The sequence below is a fragment of the Streptomyces sp. NPDC092045 genome (assembly GCF_044756005.1).
In the GTDB taxonomy this organism is placed as follows: domain Bacteria; phylum Actinomycetota; class Actinomycetes; order Streptomycetales; family Streptomycetaceae; genus Streptomyces.
This window is the reverse complement of record NZ_JBIVSC010000006.1, coordinates 77,149-102,233: the sequence shown is the minus strand read 5'-3', so window position 1 is coordinate 102,233 and position 25,085 is coordinate 77,149. Positions and strand designations below refer to the sequence as shown.

The 25,085-nt window shown below is 73.1% G+C and carries 19 protein-coding genes; 5 read left to right on the top strand and 14 right to left on the bottom strand.

What is annotated here, in order from left to right:
* Nucleotides 1-123: 123 nt before the first annotated feature.
* Nucleotides 124-2,241: a type IIA DNA topoisomerase subunit B gene (locus tag ACIQKA_RS18420; RefSeq protein WP_383153668.1), complete on the bottom strand. Its 2,118-nt coding sequence runs from the start codon at nt 2,239-2,241 to the stop codon at nt 124-126.
* Nucleotides 2,242-2,677: 436 nt separating this feature from the next.
* Between ACIQKA_RS18420 and ACIQKA_RS18415 the strand changes: the two genes are divergently transcribed.
* Complete coding sequence (locus ACIQKA_RS18415) at nt 2,678-2,908, top strand: hypothetical protein (protein WP_030211728.1); 231 nt, start codon at nt 2,678-2,680, stop codon at nt 2,906-2,908.
* 173 nt (nt 2,909-3,081) lie between these two features.
* On the opposite strand, the gene ACIQKA_RS18410 is transcribed toward ACIQKA_RS18415, so the two are convergent.
* From ACIQKA_RS18410 to ACIQKA_RS18380, 7 genes are all read right to left on the bottom strand, one after another.
* Nucleotides 3,082-3,900: a S1 family serine peptidase gene (locus ACIQKA_RS18410; protein WP_402541532.1), complete on the bottom strand. Its 819-nt coding sequence runs from the start codon at nt 3,898-3,900 to the stop codon at nt 3,082-3,084.
* Nucleotides 3,901-4,072: 172 nt separating this feature from the next.
* Nucleotides 4,073-5,617: an RNA polymerase sigma factor gene (locus ACIQKA_RS18405; RefSeq protein WP_386366399.1), complete on the bottom strand. Its 1,545-nt coding sequence runs from the start codon at nt 5,615-5,617 to the stop codon at nt 4,073-4,075.
* Between the two features lie 370 nt (nt 5,618-5,987).
* Entirely contained in the window at nt 5,988-6,875 is an 888-nt protein-coding gene (locus tag ACIQKA_RS18400; protein ID WP_402541530.1) for a FadR/GntR family transcriptional regulator, read from the bottom strand.
* A gap of 160 nt (nt 6,876-7,035) precedes the next feature.
* Nucleotides 7,036-8,895, bottom strand: coding sequence for an ATP-binding cassette domain-containing protein (locus ACIQKA_RS18395; protein WP_402541528.1), 1,860 nt, complete (start codon nt 8,893-8,895; stop codon nt 7,036-7,038).
* Between the two features lie 121 nt (nt 8,896-9,016).
* A complete protein-coding gene (locus ACIQKA_RS18390) occupies nt 9,017-9,787 on the bottom strand; it encodes an NUDIX domain-containing protein (RefSeq protein WP_402541526.1) in 771 nt (256 codons plus the stop codon).
* Nucleotides 9,788-9,908: 121 nt separating this feature from the next.
* On the bottom strand, nt 9,909-11,954 hold the full coding sequence (locus tag ACIQKA_RS18385; protein ID WP_402541525.1) for a glycogen debranching N-terminal domain-containing protein: 2,046 nt from the start codon (nt 11,952-11,954) through the stop codon (nt 9,909-9,911).
* 118 nt (nt 11,955-12,072) lie between these two features.
* Nucleotides 12,073-13,491: a DUF4192 domain-containing protein gene (locus ACIQKA_RS18380; RefSeq protein ID WP_402541524.1), complete on the bottom strand. Its 1,419-nt coding sequence runs from the start codon at nt 13,489-13,491 to the stop codon at nt 12,073-12,075.
* Nucleotides 13,492-13,810: 319 nt separating this feature from the next.
* On the opposite strand from ACIQKA_RS18380, the gene ACIQKA_RS18375 reads away from it, so the two are divergent.
* Both ACIQKA_RS18375 and ACIQKA_RS18370 read left to right on the top strand, forming a co-directional pair.
* Nucleotides 13,811-14,926, top strand: a complete 1,116-nt coding sequence (locus ACIQKA_RS18375; RefSeq protein ID WP_391096290.1) for a DNA glycosylase AlkZ-like family protein — start codon at nt 13,811-13,813, stop codon at nt 14,924-14,926.
* A gap of 188 nt (nt 14,927-15,114) precedes the next feature.
* Nucleotides 15,115-16,650, top strand: a complete 1,536-nt coding sequence (locus ACIQKA_RS18370) for an ATP-dependent DNA ligase (protein ID WP_402541521.1) — start codon at nt 15,115-15,117, stop codon at nt 16,648-16,650.
* Between the two features lie 63 nt (nt 16,651-16,713).
* On the opposite strand, the gene ACIQKA_RS18365 is transcribed toward ACIQKA_RS18370, so the two are convergent.
* Nucleotides 16,714-18,873 (bottom strand): RecQ family ATP-dependent DNA helicase, encoded by a 2,160-nt coding sequence (locus ACIQKA_RS18365; protein WP_402541520.1) that lies wholly within the window; start codon nt 18,871-18,873, stop codon nt 16,714-16,716.
* A gap of 346 nt (nt 18,874-19,219) precedes the next feature.
* On the opposite strand from ACIQKA_RS18365, the gene ACIQKA_RS18360 reads away from it, so the two are divergent.
* Nucleotides 19,220-19,849 (top strand): hypothetical protein, encoded by a 630-nt coding sequence (locus ACIQKA_RS18360; protein WP_383153645.1) that lies wholly within the window; start codon nt 19,220-19,222, stop codon nt 19,847-19,849.
* 202 nt (nt 19,850-20,051) lie between these two features.
* Here ACIQKA_RS18360 and ACIQKA_RS18355 read toward each other — a convergent pair whose 3' ends face one another.
* From ACIQKA_RS18355 to ACIQKA_RS18335, 5 genes are all read right to left on the bottom strand, one after another.
* Nucleotides 20,052-20,684: a hypothetical protein gene (locus ACIQKA_RS18355; protein ID WP_391096287.1), complete on the bottom strand. Its 633-nt coding sequence runs from the start codon at nt 20,682-20,684 to the stop codon at nt 20,052-20,054.
* A 104-nt stretch (nt 20,685-20,788) separates the two neighbouring features.
* Complete coding sequence (locus ACIQKA_RS18350) at nt 20,789-21,505, bottom strand: ribonuclease HII (RefSeq protein WP_383433746.1); 717 nt, start codon at nt 21,503-21,505, stop codon at nt 20,789-20,791.
* Nucleotides 21,506-21,862: 357 nt separating this feature from the next.
* Nucleotides 21,863-22,771, bottom strand: a complete 909-nt coding sequence (locus ACIQKA_RS18345; protein ID WP_383153639.1) for an ADP-ribosylglycohydrolase family protein — start codon at nt 22,769-22,771, stop codon at nt 21,863-21,865.
* A gap of 12 nt (nt 22,772-22,783) precedes the next feature.
* A complete protein-coding gene (locus ACIQKA_RS18340) occupies nt 22,784-23,443 on the bottom strand; it encodes a histidine phosphatase family protein (protein ID WP_383153637.1) in 660 nt (219 codons plus the stop codon).
* An 85-nt stretch (nt 23,444-23,528) separates the two neighbouring features.
* Nucleotides 23,529-24,134, bottom strand: coding sequence for a DUF4937 domain-containing protein (locus tag ACIQKA_RS18335; RefSeq protein WP_391096286.1), 606 nt, complete (start codon nt 24,132-24,134; stop codon nt 23,529-23,531).
* A 357-nt stretch (nt 24,135-24,491) separates the two neighbouring features.
* On the opposite strand from ACIQKA_RS18335, the gene ACIQKA_RS18330 reads away from it, so the two are divergent.
* Nucleotides 24,492-25,022 carry a TerD family protein gene (locus tag ACIQKA_RS18330; RefSeq protein ID WP_383433751.1) on the top strand — a complete coding sequence of 177 codons (531 nt, stop codon included), beginning with the start codon at nt 24,492-24,494 and terminating at the stop codon, nt 25,020-25,022.
* Nucleotides 25,023-25,085: the final 63 nt, after the last annotated feature.

Genomic DNA, 25,085 nt, shown 5'->3' with positions numbered 1-25,085 from the left:
TCTCCTCCCTCACTTCACCTCATCAGGTGACTCTTTTCCCAGGTGGCCTGACAAAACCGTGCTGATATGCGTACCGCACGGCCCCCGGGCGGAGCGTTCGGCTCCGCCCGGGGGCCGGGTTCCTCAGGCGTCGATGCGCGAGCGGTCGAGGGTCGCCGCCGAGCTGGTGATGAACTCCTTGCGGGGCGCGACGTCATTGCCCATGAGGAGGTCGAAGACCTGCTCCGAGGCCTCCAGGTCGCCGATGTTGATCCGGCGCAGGGTGCGGTGGCGCGGGTCCATCGTGGTCTCCGCCAGCTGGTCGGCGTCCATCTCGCCCAGGCCCTTGTAGCGCTGGATGGAGTCCTTGTAGCGGACCCCCTTGCGCTGGAACTCCAGCAGGGTCTGCCGCAGCTCGTTGTCCGAGTACGTGTAGACGTACTTGTCCTGGCCCCGCTTCGGCTGGACGAGCTCGATGCGGTGCAGCGGGGGAACGGCCGCGAAGACCCGCCCCGCCTCGACCATGGGCCGCATGTACCGCTGGAAGAGCGTGAGGAGCAGCGTGCGGATGTGGGACCCGTCGACGTCGGCGTCGGTCATCATGATGACCTTGCCGTAGCGGGCCGCGTCGATGTCGAAGGTGCGGCCCGAGCCCGCTCCTATGACCTGGATGATCGCGCCGCACTCGGCGTTCTTGAGCATGTCCGCGACGGACGACTTCTGGACGTTGAGGATCTTGCCGCGGATCGGCAGCAGGGCCTGGAACTCGCTGTTGCGGGCGAGCTTCGCCGTGCCGAGGGCCGAGTCGCCCTCGACGATGAAGAGCTCGCTGCGCTCCACGTCGTCGCTGCGGCAGTCGGCCAGCTTGGCCGGCAGGGAGGAGGACTCGAGCGCGGTCTTCCTGCGCTGCGCCTCCTTGTGCTGGCGGGCGGCGATCCGGGTCCGGGCGGCGGCGACGGCCTTCTCCAGAACGGCGCGGGCCTGCGCCTTGGCGTCCCGCTTGGTGGAGGTGAGGAAGGCCTTGAGCTCCTTGGCCACCACGTTCGCCACGATCCGGCGGGCGGCGGAGGTCCCGAGGACCTCCTTGGTCTGGCCCTCGAACTGCGGCTCGGCGAGGCGCACGGTCACGACGGCCGTGAGCCCCTCCAGGGCGTCGTCCTTCACGACGTCGTCCTCGGCGACGCGCAGCATCTTGGCCGAGCGCAGCACCTCGTTCACCGTCCTGGTGACGGCCTGCTCGAAGCCGGAGACGTGGGTGCCGCCCTTGGGGGTGGCGATGATGTTGACGAAGGACTTGACCGTGGTGTCGTAGCCGGTGCCCCAGCGCAGGGCGACGTCGACGGCGAGCTCGCGGGTGACCTCGGTCGGGGTCATGTGGCCGCGGTCGTCGAGGACCGGGACGGTCTCCTTGAAGGTGCCCTGCCCCGTGAGGCGCTGGATGTCGCAGACGGCCCTGTCCTGCGCGAGGTACTCGCAGAACTCGCTGATGCCCCCGTCGAAGCGGAAGGTCTCCTCGCTCTTGCCGACCCCCTCCAGGTCCCGCTCGTCGCGGACGACGATGGTGAGTCCGGGCACGAGGAAGGCGGTCTGCCGGGCGCGCTGGTGGAGCGTCTCCAGGGAGAGCTTGGCGTCCTTGAGGAAGATCTGCCGGTCCGCCCAGTAGCGGACGCGGGTCCCGGTGCGGGTCTTGGGGACCCGCTTGCCCTTGCGGAGGCCGTTGGCCGGGTCGAAGGGGCTGTCGGGGCCCTGCTCGGTGAAGACGCCGGGGACGCCGCGGCGGAAGCTGATCGAGTGGGTCGCGCTGTTCCGGTCGACCTCGACGTCGAGGCGGGCCGAGAGGGCGTTGACCACGGAGGCGCCGACGCCGTGCAGACCGCCGGAGGCCGCGTACGACCCGCCGCCGAACTTTCCGCCGGCGTGCAGCTTGGTCATGACGACCTCGACGCCCGAGAGGCCGGTCTTCGGTTCGACGTCGACCGGGATGCCCCGGCCGTTGTCCCGGACCTCGACGGAGCCGTCCTCGTGGAGGACGACCTCGATGTGGTCGCAGTAGCCGCCGAGGGCCTCGTCGACCGAGTTGTCGATGATCTCCCAGATGCAGTGCATCAGGCCGCGGCTGTCGGTGGACCCGATGTACATGCCGGGGCGCTTGCGGACCGCTTCGAGCCCTTCCAGTACGAGCAGGTGCCGCGCGGTGTAGTTGGAACCGTCACGGTCTGCGGTCAGCAGCGCACTGGACGGCACGGACGTCTCGGCGGTCACGCGGTTCGCTCCTCGCTGAATTTGAAATCTGGCCCGGTGGGTAAGGCCCGGCGTCGGTCACCGGCTTCAGAGGGTACCGATGCCTGGTAGAGCCGTTGTCACGCCACCCTCCCCGTTTCCTCATGCTAGTCCAGAGTCGCATGCGTGTTCGATCCCTCGATCGGGTGACGTGAACATCACGTTCCCTTCCAGGCATGAACCATTTAGGCTCCGGGCACGTCCTCATCAACAAACCGGCAACCACGCCGGGAGGGCCTGACCGAGACAAGCAACGCGAAATCCGTAGAGCGACGCAATACGGCTCATTCGCCGCCAACCGGCAGCAGACAGCCACCTTGGGAAGAAGTTTCAAGGAAAAGCCACGAGCGGGAACGTTTTCGGCCTGGTTGGATGTTGACCCTGGTACGACAGCTCGTCGAGCTAGAGAAGAGGCGACGTGACTACTGTTCTGACCCCCGCGAGCCCCCTGACGGCCGCTGACCGCTGCGACCGCTGCGGCGCCCAGGCTTACCTGCGTGTCGTCCTGACCAGCGGAGGTGACTTGCTCTTCTGCGCCCACCACGGACGTAAGTTCGAGCCGGAACTCAAGAAGATCGCCGTTGAGATACAGGATGAGACGGACCGGCTGACCGATGTGCCGGCCCGCACGGTGGGCGACGAGCACTGACGCCCCGCATCCCCGACGAGCCCAGGGCCGGTCGCTGACCGGACGGCGGGCGGTCACCTCCGCACTGCGGGGAGTGACCGCCCGTTCTCGTATCCGGAGCGCCCCCGGCGGCGCTCCCGGACCCCGTCCCGGGGACGTCCCGGAGCCGACCGCCGGAGAGCCTTCGGGAGGGCTCAGAAGCGCTCCGGCAGCACCGTCGAGACGCGCGTGTAGACGCCCGGGTTCTCCGCCTCGCCGCAGCCGCTGCCCCAGGACACCAGGCCGATGAGGAGCCCCTCGGCCACCAGCGGGCCTCCGCTGTCCCCCTGGCAGGCGTCCTTGCCGCCCTGCGGGTCGCCCGCGCACACCATCGTGTCGCCCCGGTACCGGACTCCGGTACCGCCCGGGTACGCCCGCTCGCACGCCGTGTCCGGCAGCACCTGGACGCGCGCCGTCCGCAGCGCGGAGGCGTAGTTCCCCCTGCCGCTCGTGTCCCCCCAGCCGTAGACGTCCGCGGCCGTCCCCGGCGCGTACGCCGTGTCCCCCTGGCGGGCGACGCCGATCACGTACGACTCCGGCAGCGCGCTCACCAGCGTCAGGACCGCCAGATCGCCCGAGTTGGTCGTCGGGTCGTAGTCGGGATTGATCCAGGTGTCGGAGACCCGTACCTCCTGGCCGCCCTGACCGCGCAGCGAGGCGCGGCCCGCGATGACCGCGAAGTCGCGCACCTCCCACGGTTCGCCGCCGAGCACCTCCCGACCCAGGCAGTGGGCCGCGGTGAGGACCTTGGTGGGCGCGACGACCACGCCTCCGCAGAACTGCCCCGCCCGCGTACCCCCGAACCGGTCACGGCTGGACAGCGCCACGACCCACGGCGCGTCCGCGATCCCGACCTGCCGACCGCCCACCACGACGCTGTCGGCGGCCACGGGGGCGGCGAGGGCGAGGTGTCCCGCCGCCGCGGTGATCAGTCCCAGAGCACCCGTCAATGCTCGGGTGAGGGAACCACGCATGGAGCCTCCTGACTCTCCGGTGATGTCGGTTCACCCAGCGTCCAGCACCCGGAGCCCCGGCGCACACCCGAAGGGCCCGGCTCCCCCTTTCGGGGAGCCGGGCCCTTCGACGTACCGCTGTGTGCCTCGTACGGATCTTCGGATGCGTACGAAGGCGTGCGTGCCGGTCGCGTCAGTCGAGGTAGTCGCGCAGCACCTGCGAGCGCGACGGGTGACGGAGCTTCGACATCGTCTTCGACTCGATCTGACGGATCCGCTCTCGCGTCACGCCGTAGACCTTGCCGATCTCGTCCAGCGTCTTCGGCTGGCCGTCGGTGAGGCCGAAGCGCATCGAGACGACGCCCGCCTCGCGCTCGGAGAGCGTGTCGAGGACGGAGTGCAACTGCTCCTGGAGGAGCGTGAAGCTCACCGCGTCGGCCGGGACGACCGCCTCGGAGTCCTCGATGAGGTCGCCGAACTCGCTGTCGCCGTCCTCGCCCAGCGGGGTGTGGAGGGAGATCGGCTCGCGGCCGTACTTCTGGACCTCGATGACCTTCTCCGGGGTCATGTCGAGTTCCTTGGCCAGCTCCTCCGGGGTGGGCTCGCGGCCCAGGTCCTGGAGCATCTGGCGCTGCACGCGCGCGAGCTTGTTGATGACCTCGACCATGTGCACCGGGATGCGGATGGTGCGGGCCTGGTCGGCCATGGCGCGGGTGATCGCCTGACGGATCCACCAGGTGGCGTACGTGGAGAACTTGTAGCCCTTGGTGTAGTCGAACTTCTCGACGGCGCGGATCAGACCCAGGTTGCCCTCCTGGATCAGGTCCAGGAAGAGCATGCCGCGGCCGGTGTAGCGCTTGGCCAGGGAGACCACCAGACGGAGGTTGGCCTCCAGGAGGTGGTTCTTGGCCCGGCGGCCGTCCTCGGCGATGATCTCCAGCTCGCGCTTGAGCTTCGGCGCGAGCTTGTCCGAGTTGGCGAGCTTGTCCTCGGCGAACAGGCCGGCCTCGATGCGCTTCGCGAGCTCGACCTCCTGCTCGGCGTTGAGCAGCGGGACCTTGCCGATCTGCTTGAGGTAGTCCTTGACCGGGTCGGCGGTGGCGCCGGCGACCGCGACCTGCTGCGCCGGAGCGTCGTCCTCGTCCTCGTCGGACAGGACGAAGCCCTTGGTCTCGCCCTCGGTCTCCTCGTCCTCGCCCTTGCCGGGAGCGACGTCCTCGAGCAGCTCCTCGCCCTCGACGAGCTCCTCGGAGTCCTTCTTGGACGCGGTCTTCTTGGCCGCCGTCTTCTTGGCGACGGTCTTCTTGGCCGTCGTCTTCTTGGCGACGGTCTTCTTCGCGGCCGCCTTCTTGGCGGTCGAACCGGCCTCGTCGGCCGGGTCGGCGCCCTCGGCGGCGGGGGCCGCGGCCGGGACGGCGGACTTCGTCACGGTCGCCCTGGCAGTGACGGTCTTGGTGGCGGTGCGCTTGGCCGGGCTCTTCGCTGCGACGCTCTTGCGGGCGCGCTTCGGCGACTCCGCTGCACTGACCATCAGCGTCACACCCTCTTCCTCGAGGATCTGATTGAGGCTGCGCAGAACGTTCTTCCACTGGGTTGGCGGAATCTGGTCAGCCTCGAAGGCCCGACGCACGTCATCGCCGGCGATCTGCCCATCAGCCTTTCCCCGCTCGATGAGCGCCATCACAGACTCGGACTCGGCGATCTCCGGCGGGAGCGTACGGGATGTGCTGGCCGACACGAACAACCTCTCGGAACGATGGAAACGGCTTCCGGCCCCGCCCTGGATCGGGCTGGAGCCGACGACCGTCGACGGGGATGTGCCGACGGCGCGGGCTGGACCGGGGAACTGCACAGCGCCTCCGTCGGCTGCTGTATTCCTTCCTCGGCTGTCACCTCTTAGGTCATCGCACGGGTCGGAGGAGTGTTACGCCCAATCTTCGTGGCCCGAGTCACACCTCATGCGGGGCGAAACTCCCCTATCTACCGATCAGCGTACATTCACGCCGCCGCTTCCCGGGGGGGGCCGCCGCGAGCGGGCCCGCCGGGCCCGAGCGGCGCCCGGGTCCGGTGGCACGCGGCGTCCGCCGCTCCCGGCCACGGCCCGCGGGTCAGTGTTCGCGGGGAGCCGGAACGACGCGCTCCACCTCGGGGTGGACCGTGAGCAGCTGCCGCATGGCCGCCTCAGCGCCCTGCGCGTCGCCGGCGGCGAGCGCGTCCGCGATCCGGGAGTGGTGGGTGAGGCAGGCCTCGCTCGGCCGGTCGCAGCCGGTGACGGGACCGCCGGAGACCTGGAGCGCGGCGGCGACGATGCCGGAGAGGTGCTCCAGCATACGGTTCCCGGCGAGCTGGATGAGGAGGGAGTGGAACTCGGTGTCGGCCCGGGAGAAGGTGACCGCGTCGCCCTGGGCGAACGCGTGGCCCATGATCTCGACCATGTCGGCGAGGCGCTGCTGCACGTCCTCCCGGCCGTGCCCGGCGGCGAGGCGGGCAGCCAGGGGCTCGATCGTCCAGCGGAGCTCGTTCAGCTCGCGGCGCTGGTCCTCCCGCTGCGGGCCGAAGGCGCGCCACTCGATGATGTCGGGGTCGAGGAGGTTCCAGTCGCTGACGGGCCTGACCCGGGTGCCGACGTTGGGGCGGGCGCTGACGAGCCCCTTGGCCTCCAGGACGCGGAGCGACTCGCGCACGACGGTGCGCGAGACCTCGAACCGCTGGCCGATCTCCTCGGGAACGAGCGGGCGGTCGGCTCCGAGGTCGCCGGAGACGATCATCTGGCCGAGCTGCTGGACGAGCTGGCCGTGCAGCCCGCGGCCCCGGTTGCCCGCGCTTCTCCGGCCGACGCGGCCCAGGTCGGTCTCCACCCCCTCCCAGGAGGACGGGCCCACACGCCCGGCGGCGGGGGTCTCCGCGTAGGGGTAGCGGTCGAGATCGCCCGGGGTGCCGAGACCGGAGTCGACGGAGCGGGCGGCGTTCATCATGGCGTGCGCAAGGGTACTCACGCATCCTTTGTCGGCGCTGCCTCCGCACCCCTTGAGGTCTTTGGTGAAAAGCACACGAAAGGGTGATCGGCACTCCTTACACAATTGACGATCAATCGGACATAACACCCATATAACGCGACAGTTGGCGGCGACCCGGAACCTTTCGATCCGTACGTGGTCACCAACGGGCCCTGCGGCGAAGGCCGGTGAACAGATAAGCGCAGAACAGTCCCGTCAACGTCAGGGAGAGTGCCACTCCTGCGGGCTGCCCGAGCACGCGCAGCCCTCCGGTCAGCCAGCGTTCCGCGACCGGGGTCCAGTGCGGGCCCGCGAACTCGCGCAGCCGCGAAGGGAGTCCGGCGGCCGACCGCACCGACGGCCCCGTCAGCACCTTCTGCAACAGCGGCACGAAGGCGACCGGCACGGCGAGGACGGCCGCCACACCGGCCGCGGCGGCCCGGAACACTCCGGCACCGAGCACCCCGGCCCAGGCGCAGCCGACGAGCAGCCCCAGCCAATTCGCGCAGAGGACCGGCCATTTACTCGACACGGGGATCAACTCGGCTCCGTAGAAGAGCCGCAGGGCTCCCAGATCGACCGCCACGACGAACACCCCGAGCACGAGGGCGACGGCTGCGGCCACGGCGAGCTTCGCGAGCAGCAGGCCCGGCCTCCGGGGCACGGCTCCGCGGCCCGTGGTGAGCGCGGGGTAGCGGTACTCCTCCGCGAAGGAGAAGGCGCCGAGCAGCCCGGCGCCCAGGGCGGCGGGCGGCAGCGGGGAGATCGCGGGCCAGCCGGCGAGGACGGCGGGCAGCGCGGTGCGGCCGCTCCGCCCGAGGAGCAGGGCGAGCGTCACGGAGACGAGGAGGACGCCCGCCACGACGAGCGGCGTGGACGGCACGCCCAGGAGCCGGCGGACCTCGTAACGGAGCGGGCGCAGGGGCGAGCGCATCGGTCGCCGAGCGATGACCGGCCGCTCCACCGGGGCGTCGTGGGCGCCGGTCGCGGAGGGCGAACCGACGCCCTGCGAGGCGGACGCGATGGTGGCGGCGGTGGCGGCGTTTGCTCCGGCGGCGTTTCCTCCGCCGGTGCCGTCCTCCCCCTCGGTGCCGTGCTCGCCCCCCACGCCGACACCGCTGCCGGGTGCACCGGCCATGCCGGCCACACCGGTGTCGCCCGTCTCGTCCGCGAGGCGGTGGACCGGCACGCCGTGCCGGAAGGCCGTGTCGCCGATGGACGCGCAGTCGCTCCCGTAGACGGACAGCCGGTTGCCGTCCTCCGCGACCACCTCGACCGGCCGGCGGGCGGCCCTGGCCTCCCGTGTCACGGCCGCGGCCAGACGGGCGGCGTGCGGAGTGCGGACGGTGACCCGGGGGCGCAGCCGGGTGCGGGCGAACTCGGCGACCTCCTGGGCGGCGACGAGCCGACCGGCGTCGAGGGTGACGACCCGGTCGGCGTTGCGGGCGGCGTCCTTGGGGTCCGCCGTGGTGTAGAGCACCGTGCCCCCCTCGGAGGCGTGGACGCGCAGGAAGCCGTACAGCCACGCGCTCTCGGAGGCGGAGAGACCGGCGCCCGGCTCGTCGAGCAGGAGCGCGTGGGGTGCGCCCAACAGGGCCGAGGCGAGACCGAGTCGGCGGTCCGCACCGATCGGCAGGCTGCCGATCGGTCGGCGCTCCAGGCCGGCGAGGCCCACGCTCCGCAGCAGTTCCTCGGCGCGCGAGGCGGGAGCCCCCGTGGCGGCGCAGAGCATCCGGAGCTGGCTCCGGACCGTGCGGGAGGGGTGGCCGGGGACGTCGCCCAGGAGCACGCCGACCTCGCGGTGGGGATGGGCGACGCGGTGCAGCGGCCGACCGCGGAAGTGGGTGATCCCGCGTCCCGGCTCGAGTTCGAGCATGAGCCGGAGGGCGGTGGTCTTGCCGGCGCCCGAGGCACCGAGGAGGGCGGTCACGGCGCCCGGCCGGGCTTCGAAGGACAGGTCGTCCACGGCGGGCGGGCGATCGCCCCGGGGAGTACTGGTCAGTCCGATTGCCTGGAGCATCGTTTCTCTCGCGGTAGGTGACACCGCTCCGCGGCAGGGCGGCGCCGTCGCAGCAAGATAACGCTATATTTCGGACTTTCCGCGCAGGATTGGCACCCTGGGGTGCCGGATGTCCCCTCTCTCAGACCTCGGGGCGCAGCATGGGCGGGTTGAGGAGGGTGGCCCCACCTGCCCTGAAGAGCTGGGCGGGACGTCCTCCCTGACGGGTCGTGGTGCCACCGGCCGGAACCAGGAAACCGGGCGTGCCGGTCACCTTGCGGTGGAAGTTGCGCGGGTCCAGGGCCACGCCCCAGACCGCCTCGTAGACGCGCCGCAGCTCTCCGACCGTGAACTCCGGCGGACAGAAGGCCGTGGCCAGCGAGGAGTACTCGATCTTGGAACGGGCGCGCTCCACCCCGTCGGCGAGGATCCGGGAGTGGTCGAAGGCGAGCGTTCCCGCTCCCCCGCCCTCGGCGCCGGCGGCCACGTCCTCCCCGAGCAGTTCCTCGACGGGGGCCCAGCGGGCGCTGTTGGCGTCGCCGCCCGCCCTGGGCGCCGGCAGGTCCGGAGCGAGGGCCAGGTGTGCGACGCTCACCACCCGCATCCGGGGATCGCGGTCGGGCGCCCCGTACGTCGCCAGCTGCTCCAGGTGCGCGCCGTTGCTCGGCACGGGGGCCGGGGCGGTCGGATCGTACGCGCAGAGCCCCGTCTCCTCGACCAGCTCGCGCGCCGCCGCGGCACCGAGGTCCTCCTCCGCCCGCACGAAACCGCCGGGCAGGGCCCAGCGCCCCTGGAACGGCGTCTCTCCGCGCCGTACGACCAGGGTGCAGAGCGCGTGGCGCCGCACGGTGAGCACGACCAGGTCGACGGTGACGGCGAAGGGCGGAAAGGCCGACGGGTCGTAGGGAGGCATGCCGCGATCATAGTCGTCTTCCTGACGATAAACACGTCCCGTGGGATCTTCGACGACGACTTCCCCGGCATGCTCTCCGGCGTGCGGCGAAGCTTCCCTCGTGTCCGTACCCGCCATTCCGTCACACCCCCAGTTGAAGACCGCCCGCGGCCTCCTCGACCATACCGAGACCGAGCCCGCTCACCCGCACGGCGAACGGCTCGCCCGCGACCACGAGCCCCGACAGGCGGAGCGCTCCGAGGGGCACGGAGGCCGGCGGATGCACCGAGACGGACCCGCCGGGCACGTCGGGCCGGATCCCGGCGGGGGCGAGGAGGGCGTGTACCGCCCCGGCGGCCGCGACGGCCGCCGGCCGGCACGCGGCCGGGTGGGGCACCGGGCGTCCGCCCGCCGTCCGCTGCTCACCCGCGTACATCTCGGGGAGCCGGTGGCCGAAGACCTCCGCCGCACCGAGCAGTCCCCGCAGCAGGGAGGCGGCCTCCTTCCCGTGTCCCGCGACGGTGAGACCGGCCACGGCGATCGCCGTCTCGTGCGTCCGGACCGCTCCCGTCCGGTGGCCGAAGGGGTTGTGGTCCGGTTCCTTGGCGCCCAGGCCGCGCAGCCCCCAGCCGGAGTCGAGGGCCGGGCCGGCGAGCAGCCGGGCCACCCGATCGGTCTCCGCCCCGTCCAGCAGGCCCTGCGCGTACCGGCCTTCGCCCAGGAGTCCGGTGTCGAGCAGATGCGCCGCCCAGCCGCCCGGACGCCGCCAGGTCCGGCCGTCCGCCGCACGGGCGAGGACGGGACCACCGCCCACACCGTCGCCGGCCCAGAACGCGCGCCGGAACCCCTCGCGCAGCGTCCTCGCCGTGTCGCGCAGGGCGTCGCCACCGGGCCTTCCGCAGGCGTCGAGGAGGTCCGCGCCGAGCAGGGCCGCCCGGTGGGCGTGCGCCTGCGTCTCGGCCCGCCGAGGTCCGGCGGGCCCCGGGTCCGGCACGAGGCCGTCCGCTCCCACGACACGGCGCAGCCAGCCCAGGCAGCGCTCTGCGACGGGGAGGAGTTCCTCCAGGTCCGTCGACGGCAGTCCCCAGCGACGGGCCTCGGCGAGCACGACCGGGAAGGCCAGCGTGGCCTCGATGCCCGTGCAGCGGGGCGGAAGGCCGGGCCCCGCGTCCCTGAGGGGCCCGGAGAGGCGCCCTGACTCCGCTCCTCCGACCGGAAGTTGGGTGCGCCCGGCAGCGCGCAGGGTGGTGGCGGCGAGCCGGGTACCGAGGGGGAGGGCCATACGGGCCGCCCAGAGCGCCTCGGCGGTGACCGGTCCGCAGCGCCAGGGGACGCCGGCGGCGAGGTACACGTCGGCGGGGTGCTCCGGGGTGCGCTGGAGCAGGGCCCGCAGGTCCTCGACGGAGGCGCGCAGCAGCTCTCCGACACGTGGGTCGTCGGCCTCGGCCCGGGCCTCGGCGAGGAGGTGGCCGCCCGGTCGACCGGGCCCCGCGCCCGGTGAGCCCGCCGGACGGGCCCCTGCTCCTCCTCGTACGCGGAGCCGGATCGTGAACGCGGCTCCGGGGGCCAACTCGGCCTCCCAGCGCAGGACTCCCGCCGCCGCCAGGGAATCCGTGGGCGCCGGATCCGCGGTGACGGCGGCGGACCACCCGTCGCTTCCGGTCCAGCGCAGTCCGGTTCCGTGGACGCTCGCCGTGAGCTCGGGTCCGGATCTGCCGGTCGCCACCGCGCCCAGGTCCGCGAGATCCGTGCCCAGAGCGATTTCCACGGGGAGCCGGAGGGGGCGGGCGGCGGCGCTCCGCAGGACGATCCCTTCGGTGCCGTCGGCACTCCGTGTGCGTTCGACGGTGAGACCGGGGTCGGGCCCCGCCTCCCCGGGGACACCCAGAACGCCGAGGAACACCGCCCGGTCGGCGGAGGCCATGCGGCCCTGGAGGGCGACGGGCTCCCGGCCCGCCACCCGCAGGACGCTGCGGGAGAGGAGTCGCCGTCCCGCCGCGTACACGCCTTCCGGTCCCCCGCCGGTGAGCTGGCCGTGCTCGGCGCAGACGGCGAGGGCGGGCAGGGCGACGCAGACGAGCGCTCCGTGCACCGGGGGGAGTTCCACCGGTCTTGCCGCGCGCGGGAGCGCGGTGCCGGAGGCGCGGCCGACGGGGCGGCCGGGGGCCGGGACGGGGCTGGGGGCCATGGCGGGTGCGGGATGCTCTCTGTGCGGGCCGGGTGGCCGGCGGCATGTCGGCGGCGGCGCGGGGCGTACTTCTCCGCCGGAGAACTGAACGCGTCCGAGGGCAGGCGGGTCACGGTCGTCATCGGTCGCTCCTGGTGCCGCGCGGTCCGCCGTGGCGCGGGGAGCCGCCTCCCGGCCGGTCGGCGGCGGGCCCGCCGGGCCGGACTCCGGCCGCCGCCCGCCGGTCCCGCGTTCCGGTCTGCCGCCCGGACCTGCCGAGGGCCGGACGGGTGCCCGGCCGGTGGGAGGCGCGCATCCGGACCCGTCGGGAGGACGCCGGGACGGCCTGCCCCGAACCGGTCCGGGAGTCCCGCTCGCCCCTGAGGCAGGAGCGGAGCGATTCGGGGTCGAGGCCCTCGTTGCAGGCCTGGTGGAGCAGCTGGGCGAAGACGTACTCGGAGTCGGCCTCGAGCGCGAGCCCGAGGGCGACCCGGGCCGTCGGCTCGTCGCCGGTGGACCAGGCCGTCCAGCCCGCGAGGGTGAGGGGCGCGGCGGCGTGCTCCTGGTAGGGCGTGACGCAACGCCGGGCCAGTACGCGCCAGAGCCGCAGGGCCGCTGTGCCCTCCCAGCCCTCCATCCACTCGGCGGCGCGGTCCCGGGTGACCCGGTCCTGGAGGCCGACGATCAGCCCGGCGGCCTCGCCGGGCGTGATCAGGGCGTCGTCGGCCGCGTCGCCCTCGGCCGTGTCGGCGACGGTCTTCCCGGGGAGGGACACGCCCGGAGGGTTCGCCCGCACCTTCGGGGACTTCGGGGTGTTCGGGTTGGCGAAGCGGCGGAGGATCTCGCGGGCGACGCGCAGGGTCTCCTCGCGCACCTCCACCCGCCCCCGGTCCTCGGCGCCTTCGAGGATCCGGGGGACGATCGAGGCGGCCGCCGCGTCGAGCGCGGCCCGCTGCTCCTCCTCCCCGGCCCCGCCGGCCGGCTTCAGCCGGGCCTCCATGTCCCGCAGGGAGCCCCGCAGCCGCATTCCGGCGTACGCGGCGGTCGCCGCCATCACCGTCGTGCCGCTGAGCGCGAGCGGGGTGCCGTCGGGCGGGCAGCAGCGCGGGTCGGGGCAGCAGTACGAGAAGTAGAGGCCGTCGGAGATGCAGAGGGCTTCGTAGACGGGGATGTCGAGGGCTCCGCAGGCGGTGCGCAGTCGCTGGGAGAAGGGGCGCAGCCGCTCCATGACGCGGCGGGCCGTCTCGCCGGGGGCCGGATCCTGGCAGAGGAAGACGACGATGCCGTCCGGGCGGGCGCCGGCCCGGGCGCCTCCTTCGACGAGGCACTCGGCGAGGTGGTCGGCGGTGGACGCCCATTCGCGCGGCGAACTCGGGATGCCGAGCCTGACCCGGCCGCCGAAGCGGCCGCGTTCGCCGTGGAGGGCGACCAGGACGACGGAGTCGGTCGGGTGGAAGCCCAGCATGAACGGCAGGGCGTCGGCCAGTTCGGCCGGGCCGCGCAGGGTGATCTGCTGGGTACGGGTGGGTCCGCTGGTTTCGTGGTGATTCGCGTTCATGTCGAGGACGTTCTCGCGTTCTTCCGAAATCCGAAACCCCTGTGGATAACTCACGGATCGAGGCATCTGCCGGTCTTTCGGGTTATCCACACATTCGTCGCCAGTGCCCACGATGTCCGAGGGACCGGGTTGCATGGAGGCATGACCCACACGACGTTGTTCTCGAAGATCCGATCGCGCTGCGAAACGGCGTGGGCCGTGTTCGTACGGTTCCGCCAGGGGGGCGGGGGCTCCACCACTCGCGGGTGGAACGGGCACTTCCCGATGCCCTGTTCGGGCAGGATGGCGGGCGATCCACGACCTACGCCGAGGAGTGCTCATGCAGGTGACTCAGGATCAGGTACTCGCCTGGCGGCTGCGGCGGCAAAGCCTCGCTCCCCGGCGGACGGCCTCCGTCGCGGAGCTGGTGCGGGAGCTCGCGGGAGTGCAGGCGCAGGTGGCCTCGTCCGCAGAGCTCGCCCTCGCCACCCGACAGCGGAAACCGAAGGCCGGCGCCGTGGAGAAGGCGTTGGAGGCCCGCGAAGTGGTCAGGACCTGGGTCATGCGGGGCACACTGCATCTCGTGGCGACCGAGCAGGTGGCGGCCTACCTCTCGCTGATGGCGGCGGCACGGACCTGGGAGAAGCCGGCCTGGCAGCGGACGTTCGGGGTCACGCCGGCGCAGATGACGGCTCTGGGCGAGGCCGTCGACGAGATCCTCGCCGACAGGGCTCTGACCCGTCAGGAGCTCACCGAGGCGCTGGTCGCCCACGACCGGTTCGCCGCCCTGGAGGCGCAACTGACGTCCGGCTGGGGGACGGTTCTCAAGCCGCTGGCCTGGACGGGAAAACTGTGCCACGGCCCGAATCGGGGGAACCGCATCACCTTCGCCTCGCCCCGCGACCGGGTGCCCGGCTGGGCCGGGACGATCGAACCGGAGGAGGCGGCCCGCACCGTGATCCCCGCCTACCTCGGGGCGCACGGCCCGGCGTCCCCGGAGGCCTTCGACGCCTGGCTCACGCGGAACGCGCACCGCAAGACGGTGGTGCGGGGCTGGTTCGCCTCGCTCGGCGAGGAACTGGCGAAGGTGGAGGTGGAGGGGGCGGCGTGCTACATGCGCGCCGAGGACGTGGACGCGCTGGCGGCGGCCGGACCGTCGGAGGAGGTGCGGCTGCTGGCCGGGTTCGACCAGTACGTGCTGGGGCCGGGCACGTCCGACACGCGCATCCTGAGGGCGGAGCGACGCAAGGCGGTGAGTCGTACCTCCGGCTGGATCACGCCTGTGGTGGTGTACCGGGGACGGGTCGCCGGGGTGTGGGAGATCACCGACGGGGCCGTGGACGTGCAGTTGTTCTCCGAGGGCCCCGAGGTGCCGAAAGAGGCTCTGGAGGCCGAGGTCGGGCACCTGGAGGTGTGCAACGGCCGGTCGTACGGCATGTCGGTGCGGACGATCTGAGACCCGCGGGCCCGCTCGCGCCATGGGTTCCCGGCGGCGGGCGCCTCCCGCCGCCGGCGCGCGGGATCCGGACGGCGAAGGGGCGGCAAGTCGTTCGGTGTGCCGCGCCGTGCCACGTGGGTGCGGGTGAGCAGACTGCGCGGGCAGGGCCGTACCGAGGGCCGCATCCGACCGAGAGGGCTTTCCGCATGAGACTCGCCGACATCGCACGGGCGTCCCGGGACATCGGTGCCGCCTCCGCCCGTACGGAGAAGGTCGCGCTGCTGGCCGAGCTGTTCCGGGCGGCAGACCCGGCGGACGCCCCCGTGGTGATCATGTATATGGCCGGGCGGCTGCCCCAGCGCAGGATCGGCGTCGGCTGGAGCGCCCTGAAGGAGCGGCGGGAACCCGCCGTCGAGCCCCGGCTCGGGGTGCGGGAGGTCGACGCGCTCCTCACCCGGATCGCCGCCGTGTCCGGCAAAGGGGCGCGGGGCGAGCGGAAGAGGCTCCTCGACGAGCTGATGGGCGCGGCCACCGAGGAGGAGCAGCAGTTCCTCTTCCGGTTGATCGGCGGGGAGTTGCGGCAGGGTGCCCTCGACGCGGTGGCCGTGGAAGGCCTCGCCTCGGCGGCCGGGGCGCCGGTCGCCGACGTCCGGCAGGCGGTCATGCTGAGCGGTTCGCCGGCCGCCGTCGCCGAGGTGCTGCTCTCCCGAGGCCCTTCCGCCCTCGCCGGGTTCCGGCTCACGGTGGGGCGTCCGGTGCTGCCGATGCTGGCCCACACCGCGAAGGACGTCGACGAGGCGATCGCGAGGACGGGGCCCTGCGCCTTGGAGGAGAAGCTCGACGGCATCCGCATCCAGGTGCACCGCGACGGTGACGACGTGCGCGTCTTCACCCGTACGCTCGCCGACATCACCGACCGGACCCCCGAGGTGGTGTCACTGGTCCGTGCGCTCCCGGTGGAGCGGGTGGTGCTGGACGGCGAGCTGCTGGCCTTCGACGAACGGGGGCGGCCGCGGCCCTTCCAGGAGACGTCCGGACGGACCGGCTCCACCCTCGACGTGGCGGGGGCGCAGACGACGGTGCCGCTTTCCCCGGTCTTCTTCGAGGTGCTGTACGCCGACGGCGAGGACCTGCTCGCCACCCCGGCCGCCGAACGGCGGGCGCTGCTCGACCGGTTGGTCCCCGAGGCGCAGCGCGTGCGCCGTCTCGTGGTGGCGGACCCCGCCGATCCGGAGGAGCGCGCGTCCGCGGCGGCGTTCGCCGCGGCGGCGCTCGAACGGGGCCACGAGGGTGTGGTCGTGAAGTCCCTCGACGCGGTCTACAGCGCGGGGCGCCGGGGAGCCTCCTGGCTGAAGGTGAAGCCGGTGCACAGCCTGGACCTGGTGGTCCTCGGTGCCGAGTGGGGCCACGGCCGGCGCACCGGGACGCTGTCCAACCTGCATCTGGGCGCGCGGGCGGCCGACGGCTCCTTCGTCATGCTGGGCAAGACGTTCAAGGGACTGACCGACGCCCTGCTCGCCTGGCAGACCGAGCACCTGAGGAAGCTGGCGGTCACGGAGGAGCCGTGGGGCGTCACCGTGCGCCCCGAACTGGTCGTCGAGATCGCCTTCGACGGCGTCCAGCGCTCCACCCGCTACCCCGCGGGCGTCACCCTTCGCTTCGCCCGTGTGGTCCGCTACCGCGAGGACAAGCTCCCGGAGGACGCGGACACGGTGGAGTCGGTGACGGCGCTCCTGCCGTGACCGGAGGCGCCGGCCGGGCCGGGGCCTCCGGCCCGGTTCGAAGCGCACGCCGGGGCCGGAGGGTCAGCCGGCCGCGGCGAGGACCAGGGGGAGCACCTGGGCGGCGCCCGCTCGGCGGAGCAGCCGGGCGGCGACCGCGAGGGTCCAGCCGGAGTCGGTGAAGTCGTCCACGAGCAGCACGGGGCCGGGAGCGGCCGCCAGGGCACCGGAAAGCTCCTCGGAGACGGCGAAGGCCCCGGAGAGCGCCCTGAGGCGCTGTGCGGAGTTGCTGCGGCGCACCGCGTGCGCGCCGTCCGGCCCGGTGTACGTCAGGGTGCCCAGGCAGGGGAGGCGGCCGATGTCCGCGATGCCCCGGGCGAGGGAGCCGACCAGTTGCGGGCGGGCCAGGGACGGGACGGCGATGACCCCCACCGGCCGGGCGGAGGCGTCCTGGACGTCCGGCGCCCAGCCGCCCGGGGAGCGCGCCCAGTCGGCGAGGACCGCCACCGCGGCCTTGAGGACGTCGTCCGGGACCGGCCCGTCCGGCGCGTTCTCCGCGAGGAGGGGGCGCAGACGGTTGCCCCAGCCGATGTCCGAGAGTCGGCCCAGGGCCCTTCCGGTGGAGCACTGCTCGCCGGCGGGGATGCGGCCCTTGAGCTCGATCCCCAGGGCGGGCATGCCGGTCGGCCACATCCGGCGCGGCTCGACCTCCACGCCCGGGCGGTCCAGCTCCCTGGTCGCACCCGTCAGCGTCTCCGGCGAGACGGAGGTGTCGGCCCAGGCGCCCGCACAGTTGTCGCAGCGGCCGCACGGGGCCGCGCCCTCGTCGTCCAGCTGTCGGCGCAGGAACTCCATCCGGCACCCGGAGGCGCTCACGTAGTCGCGCATGGCCTGCTGCTCGGCGGCCCGCTGGCGCGCCACCCACGCGTACCGCTCGGTGTCGTACGCCCAGGGTCGCCCGGTGCTCTCCCAGCCGCCCTTGACCCGTCGTACGGCGCCGTCCACGTCGAGGACCTTGAGCATCGTCTCCAGGCGGGTGCGCCGCAGGTCGACCGCCGCCTCCAGGGCGGGCACGGACAGCGGCCGCCCCGCGTCGGCGAGGGCCGCCAGGGTCTGACGGACCTGCGCCTCGGGCGGGAAAGCGGTGTCGGCGAAGTAGCGCCAGATCGCCTCGTCCTCCTTGCCCGGCAGCATCAGCACCTCCGCGTGCTCCACGCCGCGGCCGGCCCGGCCCACCTGCTGGTAGTAGGCGATCGGGGAGGACGGCGAGCCGAGGTGGATCACGAAGCCGAGGTCGGGCTTGTCGAAGCCCATGCCGAGGGCCGAGGTCGCCACGAGCGCCTTGACCCGGTTCTCCTGGAGGTCGGCCTCGGCCTGGAGCCGGTCGGCGTTCTCCGTGCGGCCCGTGTAGGAGGCGACGGGGAAGCCGCGCTGGCGCAGGAAGGCCGTGGCCTCCTCGGCGGCGGCGACCGTCAGCGTGTAGACGATCCCGGAGCCCGGCAGTTCGTCCAGGTGCTCGGCGAGCCAGGCCAGCCGGTGCGCGGCGTCCGGCAGCGGGACCACGCCGAGGCGCAGGCTCTCCCGCTCCAGGGAGCCGCGCAGCACCAGCGCCTCGCCGGCTCCGGTGCCGAGCTGCTCGGCCACGTCCGCGGTCACCCGGGCGTTGGCGGTCGCGGTGGTGGCGAGGACCGGCACCCCGGGGGCGAGTTCGGTGAGCATGGTGCGCAGCCGGCGGTAGTCGGGGCGGAAGTCGTGGCCCCAGTCGGAGATGCAGTGCGCCTCGTCGACCACCAGGAGGCCCGTGGTGGCCGCGAGCTTGGGAAGCACCTGCTCGCGGAAGTCCACGGAGTTGAGGCGCTCCGGACTGACGAGGAGGACGTCGGTCCCGCCGCGCTCGACCTCGTCGTAGATCGTGTCCCACTCCTCGGGATTGGCCGAGTTGATGGTGCGCGCCCGGATGCCGGCCCGCTCCGCCGCCTCGACCTGGTTCCGCATGAGCGCGAGCAGCGGCGAGATGATCACGGTGGGTCCCGAACCGCGGCGGCGCAGCAGGGCGGTGGCGACGAAGTAGACCGCCGACTTGCCCCAGCCGGTGCGCTGCACCACCAGGGCCCGCCGCCGCTCCTCCACCAGGGCGGCCACCGCCAGCCACTGGTCCTCCCGCAGCCGCGCCGTCCCCTCGGGAGCGCCGACCAGCTCGGCGAGAACGGCATCGGCTTCGGCGCGGAGCTCCAGGTTGTCCATGCCTCCATGCAACCCGATGCCACTGACAATCGGCGAACTCACCCAGCGTGACGGCCCGTCCACGAGCGGAAGGGGTGTTTCCGCTGGTGCTCGCGGGGTGTCCGCCGCGTGGAGAGGAAACCGTCGGACGAACGGGGAGTGAACAATGGGCAACTGGGCAGGGATATGAGTGGCATACCAACGCATTCCCGTCAGCGGCCTCAATTGCTCATTGCCGCTCGCGCACGGGCCCGCAAGAATTGGACCACCGCCCCACAAGGCCCGTCAGCGGTCCGGAAGGACTGTGCCGTGGTGCGCCCTCACCCGACCTTGCCCGCCCAGCGGGCGCGTATCCGAAGGGAGGACCGTGACCCTCGGATTCGCTCCGCCCACAGCCGCCTCGCTCAGATCGTCGTCCGGGTCCGCCAGCCGCCTCGCCCGGATACTCGAACCCTCCGAGTGGGCGGCGGCGGGGATCCCCCTGCTGCGCAATCCGCGCGAGGTCGTCGGCGGCCTGCACTCCCGCCACGCGCCCGCGCCCGCGACGGCGGTCCTCGCGGTCCTGGACCACGAGGAGCGGATCGCCGCGAGCGCCTCGTTCGTCCGCCGCTCCGCGCCGGCGGACGGCTGGGAGTTCCGCAACGCGCTCCTGGCGCACCTGCGGCGCGTCATTCCGCACGACCTCCGGAGGCGCACGCCCGTGCGGACCGCGGTGCTGCTGTACTGCCGCGACGGCGACGAGCGCTGGACGGAGGAGGACGGGGCCTGGATGTGGGGGCTCCGGGACGCCTGCACGCTGCACGGGCTGCGCTGCGGCGCTTACATCACGCTGACCCGAGGGGGCTGGCAGGTGCTCGGCGAGGGACGGGGAGGCCGTCGGCCGAGTTCCGACTCGCTCCCCGTGCCGCTCGGCGAGGGGCCGGCCGAGTTCGGCCTGATCACGCCGAGGACCGCGAGCGGCGCGGCCGAACCGCTGCGCCGGGCCGCCGCGCGCTGATCGCACGGGCGCCGCGGACGAAGACGGAACGGCCCCGGAACACCACCGGCCTCCGCCGGGTCCGGTACGGCCCGGTGGAGGAACGGCCGGTCGACCGGCCGGCCGCCGATCGACCACTGGCGCCAGGTCGGTCCACCGGCCGGTCGGCCGACGATCAGCAGGTCGCCGGCCGGCCGAGCCGGTCGGCGGCGCAGGACGCCGGTCAGACGCCGGCGCCCACTCCGAGGAGCTCCGTGACGCGCTGCGAGTCGCCGCAGACGACGAGCAGCGTGCCCGCGCGGGCCATCGCCGCCGGCAGGGCGCGGGCGGTCGCCGCGTCGTCCCCGCCGTTGACGGCGACGATCACCACGGGCCGGGAGGCGGCCCGCTCCACGGCGGAGGCGTCGGCGAAGAACACGTCGTCGCCGGTCTCCTGCTGGGCCCAGTAGGCGGCTTCGCCGAAGGACAGCTCGTGCGCCGCCCACGGGTGCTGCTCGCCGGTGGTGAGAACCAGGACCTCACCGGGGGCCCGGCCGCTCTCCAGGAGCAGGTCCAGAGCCTCCTCGGCGGCGTCGAGCGCGCCGTCGACGGGGGCCGGGATCAGCTGGAGCTGCGGGGCGGGCCGCTGGTCGGAACGATTCTCCGTGCGACCGGCCGGGATCTTCCCGGTTGCGGGGCGCGGCTTCGGGGGCGCGGGCCGGGCGGGTCCGGGAACGGGGTGTCCGGGGCGCGGGGAGGCCGCGGAACGCGGGCCGGGTACGGGACGGGGGGTCGACGCGGGGCGGCCGGCGGCCGCGGTGGCGCGGGGACCCTGGGCGCTCTCGTGAATCTGAGGCTCCTCGGGGATGAGAGGCATGGGTGGATGTCTATCAAACGCCGCTGCGCGGGGCATCGGCGGGTGGGCACACAGGTGCACCCCGGGCGCGTGGGCAGCCCTGCGGCGGCCCCGCGACCGGAAGTTCAGAAGTCGAAGCCGAGTTGGCCCCCGCTTTCCAGCGCGGCCGCCTCGACGGAGAGGCGGACCTTCTTGAGGTGGCGCCACCGGGGCAGCGCGTCCAGGTAGGACCAGGAGAGCCGGTGGTGCGGTGTGGGGCCCAGCTCTTCGAGGGCGGCCCGGTGGACCGGCGAGGGGTAGCCCGCGTTGGCCCCGAAGGCGTACGGCGCGTACTCCCCCGCCCCGGTCCCGGCCCCCAGCTCCGCCATGAGGGTGTCCCGGCGGACCTTCGCGAGGACGGAGGCGGCGGCCACGGCGATGCAGGACTGGTCGCCCTTGATCACCGTACGGACCTGCCAGGGGCTGCCGAGGTAGTCGTGCTTGCCGTCGAGGATCACCGCGTCGGGCCGCACGGGGAGGCCTTCGAGGGCCCGGACCGCCGCGAGCCGCAGCGCCGCGGTCATTCCGAGGTCGTCGATCTCCTGCGGGGAGGCGTCGCCGAGCGCGTACGCCGTGACCCACCGTTCCAGTTCCACCGCGAGGGTGGCGCGGCGCCCGGGGGCGATCAGCTTGGAGTCGGTGAGCCCTTCCGGGGGTCGGCGCAGTCCGGTGACGGCCGCGCAGACCGTGACGGGACCGGCCCACGCCCCGCGCCCGACTTCGTCGACTCCGGCGACGATCCTGGCGCCGGTGGTGGCTCGGAGCGATCGCTCGACGGTGTGGGTGGGGGGTTCGTACGGCATGGCGCCAGACAGGTTACGCCGCCCGGTACCGCCTGCGATACCCGGATTCCCGCCAAGCTCCCGAGGAGCCCCGTCACCCCGCTCCCCGCCACCGCCGCCACCGCACCCGGAACCCCACTGGATTCGCTTCCGCACACCTCGCACCGGCACATCACCACAAGGAAAACGATCGGGAGAGACAGGCCGATCATCCACCTGTTCCCCCTGCCGGGAAGGAAATGCTTCACGGAGAAACCACAGCGAAACGCCGATCACCGACTCCCGGCCACAGCCGAAGAATCGCATGTGCGAATCCGCAAGGAGAGGCCGGGCCCGGCGGGCATCGCCCGCCGGGCCCGGTGAGAACGGATCACGGCCTCAGGAGACCGCGGCAGGGACCCACTCCGGAAGTTCCTCGGTCTGCGCCAGCCAGTCCGCCGGTGGCGCGCCGGCCGTCGTGGCGGCCACCACGCCCCCCGCGATGGCACAGGTCGTGTCGACGTCGCCGCCGACCTGCGCGGTCGTCCAGAACATCCGCTCGAAGTCGCCGAGCGCCCGCGCCGCCGACCAGAGGGCGAAGGGGACCGTGTCGTGCGCGCTCGTGCGCCGTCCGCTGCCGAGCACGGCGGCGACCGTGCCCGGGTCGCCGTAGTCGAGCATGTCGCGGGCCCTGCGCAGGCCCGCTCCGACCGCGCTGCGCGGCACCAGGGCGATCACCCCGTCGAGCAGCGCCTCGGGCGTGGGCGGTCCGGCGGGATCGGCGGCGAGGGCGGCCGCGGCGGCGACGGCCATGGCGCCCACCACGGCCTCGCGGTGCTGGTGCGTCGTGTACGCGGAGATCTCGGCCTGGTGGGTCGCCTGCTCCGGGTCGTCCGCGTACCAGGCTCCGAGCGGGGCGATCCGCATCGCGGCGCCGTTCCCCCAGGAGCCCTGCCCCTTGAAGAGCGCGGCGGCCAGCTCCCGCCAGTCACCGCCCTCGCGGACGAGCCGGAGCATCCGGTTGACCGCCGGGCCGTAGCCCCGGTCGAAGTCGTGGTGGTGCGCGAAGGACAGGGCAAGGGCGTCCTGGTCGATCCGGTCGTGTCGCGCGAGGACGGCCAGGACGGAACAGGCCATCTCGGTGTCGTCGGTCCACTGCCAGGGTCCGGGGGGCAGCTCACGCCGCTTCAGGAGGGGGTAATGGACGGGTACGAAGAACTGGGAGCCCAGGGCGTCTCCCACGGACAGCCCGCGCAGGCTGGCCAGGGCGCGGTCGAAGCGCCGGTCGGGTGAGGAGTCAGCGGTCATCGGTCTGCCACTCTATCCGGTGCGTCCGTACGGTTCCGGGGTACGCCAGCGTTCGAACGGCCTGTCCAGACGGTACCTGCCGTCCTCGTCGAGCAGGAGGACGCGCGTCTCGGCGTTGCCGGGGTTCGACAGCGACTCGAAGTCCGCGACCGTCCAGTGGAACCAGCGCATGCAGAAGAGGCGCATGGTCAGTCCGTGGGTGACGAGGAGGACGTTGGGCGGGTGGTCGGGCGCCTCGAAGCTGCGGTACAGGCTCTCCAGGAAGGCCCCGACGCGGTCGTAGACGTCCGCGCCCGACTCCCCCTGGGCGAAGCGGTAGAAGAAGTGCCCGTAGGCGTCGCGGTAGGCCTTCTGGAGGCGTACGTCCTCCCTGTCCTGCCAGTTGCCCCAGTCCTGCTCCCGCAGGCGCGGCTCCTCCCGGACCCTGACCTGCTCCGGGGGGAGCCGGAAGGCGCTGAGGGTCTCGTGGGTGCGCCGGTACGGCGAGACGTAGACGCTGACCGCCTCCTCGCCGAAGAGCTCCCTCAGCCGCTCCCCCGTCTCCTCCGCCTGCCGCCACCCGGTCCCGGTGAGCCGCAGGGCGTGGTCGGGCTCCCGTTCGTACACCGTGTCATCGGCATTGCCCTCGGACTCTCCGTGTCGTACGAGGACGATGCGCCGCGGTCGTGCCATACCCCGACCCTAGATCGCCGCTCTCCGAAGGGCTCGACCGAGGGGGTGCGAGAGGGGTCTCCGCGGGTGCGGGCGCCGGATGTCCTCAGACCGTCCAGGACGGTTCGAGCCGCACCACGTCACCGTTCAGCGCCGCCAGGTCGGCCGCGGTCCGGGCCCGCAGGCCGAGCCGCTCCACCCGCTCCTCCCGGTACTTGCCGTGCTCGGCGGTGGACTGCCACATCGAGAGGACCAGGAACTCGCTGCCGGGCGCCTCTCCGAACATGCCGCGCAGCATGCCGGGGGATCCGGCCATCGCGGGGTTCCACACCTTCTCCTGCATGAGCGCGAAGTGCTCGGCGCGGTCCTCGTGGACGCGGCAGTGCGCCACCCGGGCCACGTCGGCGTCGGCGAAGCGCGGCTCGAACCCCGTCTTCACGTCGAAGCGGTGGTCGAACAGCCTGACCTGGCCGTCGCGGAACGTGCCGACCTGCGACGCCGCGAGCCGGTCGTGCGAGCGCGCCATGAAGGAGTCGTAGAAGGCCCGGCTCTCCCAGAACGCGAAGACGTGGGCGACGTCCGGCCGCCCCCGGCTCCATCCGCCGCCCTGCCCCCGGAACCCCGGCTCACCGAGCAGCCCCGCCCATTTCCGCTGCCCTCGCTCGAACCCTCGACGGTCCACCACGGTGCAGCGAATCCACTTGACCAGCACCGCGCCATCGTACGGGGCCGGAGAGCACCCCGGCAGTCCCCGGCGGGCGCACGCGCTCCGGGCCGCGCGCTCCCCCGCTCGCGAACGGAACGGCCCGGGCACGCGCGCGTGAAGGGCCGTCAGGGCCCGCTTTCCACCGACGAGTTCACCGTTCTCCCGGCGACCCGCTCGATTCGAGCCAGAGAGGCGTCGAGATCCGGCTCGTCACCGCCTCCCGCGCCGCTCTCCCCCTCAAGCGCCGGGCCCTCTGTCGTAGACGCATGACACCATGAGTGATCGGCACGCGACCAAGGGCCCTTCGAACGGGTCGACGGTACGAGGCGAAACGCGCGGGGGCGCGCGGAGAGGGGAAGCACCATGAGCGGGCTCAACAAAGGGGTGGGACGCGTCGAGGTGACGCTCAAGTGGGACCCCGCCCGGGCCGGCGCCCCGGCCCACGACCTGGACCTCGTCGCCGGCGTCTTCACCGCCGACGACCCGCACGGCGCACCGGCCCAGCTGGTCCACTTCGGCAGCCGCTCCCCGGACGGCACGATCACGCTCCACCGCGACAGCCGCACGGGCCAGGGATTCGGCTACGACGAGGCCATGACCGTGGAGCTGGACCGGCTGGCGCCGAGGTACGCGCGCGTGGTGGTGGGCGTGGCCATACAGCAGAGCGGCGGGCGGCTGTCCTTCGGTGACATAGCGGGCACGGGCGTGCGGGTCCGCGAGGGCTACACGGACCTCCTGACCCACGACTTCGCGGACGTCCCGGACGCCCTGGCGGCGACGGTCGTGGAGTTCACCCGCACCGGGCCGGACAGCTGGTCGTACCGCCCGATCCCGCGCGGTTTCGACGCCGACCCCCAGGCCTTCGGCACCCTGCTGGGCTCCCCGGTCTCCTGAGCCCTCCGGCCACGGGAGCGGGGCACGCGAAAGGGGCGCCGACCGGTCGGTCGACGCCCCTCT

Coding starts and splice junctions, on each gene's coding strand:
- ACIQKA_RS18410 (WP_402541532.1), bottom strand. CDS start 3,900: ATGCGTGGTTCCCTCACCCGAGCATTGACGGGTGCTCTGGGACTGATC.
- ACIQKA_RS18395 (WP_402541528.1), bottom strand. CDS start 8,895: ATGCTCCAGGCAATCGGACTGACCAGTACTCCCCGGGGCGATCGCCCG.
- ACIQKA_RS18390 (WP_402541526.1), bottom strand. CDS start 9,787: ATGCCTCCCTACGACCCGTCGGCCTTTCCGCCCTTCGCCGTCACCGTC.
- ACIQKA_RS18385 (WP_402541525.1), bottom strand. CDS start 11,954: ATGGCCCCCAGCCCCGTCCCGGCCCCCGGCCGCCCCGTCGGCCGCGCC.
- ACIQKA_RS18380 (WP_402541524.1), bottom strand. CDS start 13,491: ATGAACGCGAATCACCACGAAACCAGCGGACCCACCCGTACCCAGCAG.
- ACIQKA_RS18375 (WP_391096290.1), top strand. CDS start 13,811: ATGCAGGTGACTCAGGATCAGGTACTCGCCTGGCGGCTGCGGCGGCAA.
- ACIQKA_RS18370 (WP_402541521.1), top strand. CDS start 15,115: ATGAGACTCGCCGACATCGCACGGGCGTCCCGGGACATCGGTGCCGCC.
- ACIQKA_RS18365 (WP_402541520.1), bottom strand. CDS start 18,873: ATGGACAACCTGGAGCTCCGCGCCGAAGCCGATGCCGTTCTCGCCGAG.
- ACIQKA_RS18355 (WP_391096287.1), bottom strand. CDS start 20,684: ATGCCTCTCATCCCCGAGGAGCCTCAGATTCACGAGAGCGCCCAGGGT.
- ACIQKA_RS18350 (WP_383433746.1), bottom strand. CDS start 21,505: ATGCCGTACGAACCCCCCACCCACACCGTCGAGCGATCGCTCCGAGCC.
- ACIQKA_RS18345 (WP_383153639.1), bottom strand. CDS start 22,771: ATGACCGCTGACTCCTCACCCGACCGGCGCTTCGACCGCGCCCTGGCC.
- ACIQKA_RS18340 (WP_383153637.1), bottom strand. CDS start 23,443: ATGGCACGACCGCGGCGCATCGTCCTCGTACGACACGGAGAGTCCGAG.
- ACIQKA_RS18330 (WP_383433751.1), top strand. CDS start 24,492: ATGAGCGGGCTCAACAAAGGGGTGGGACGCGTCGAGGTGACGCTCAAG.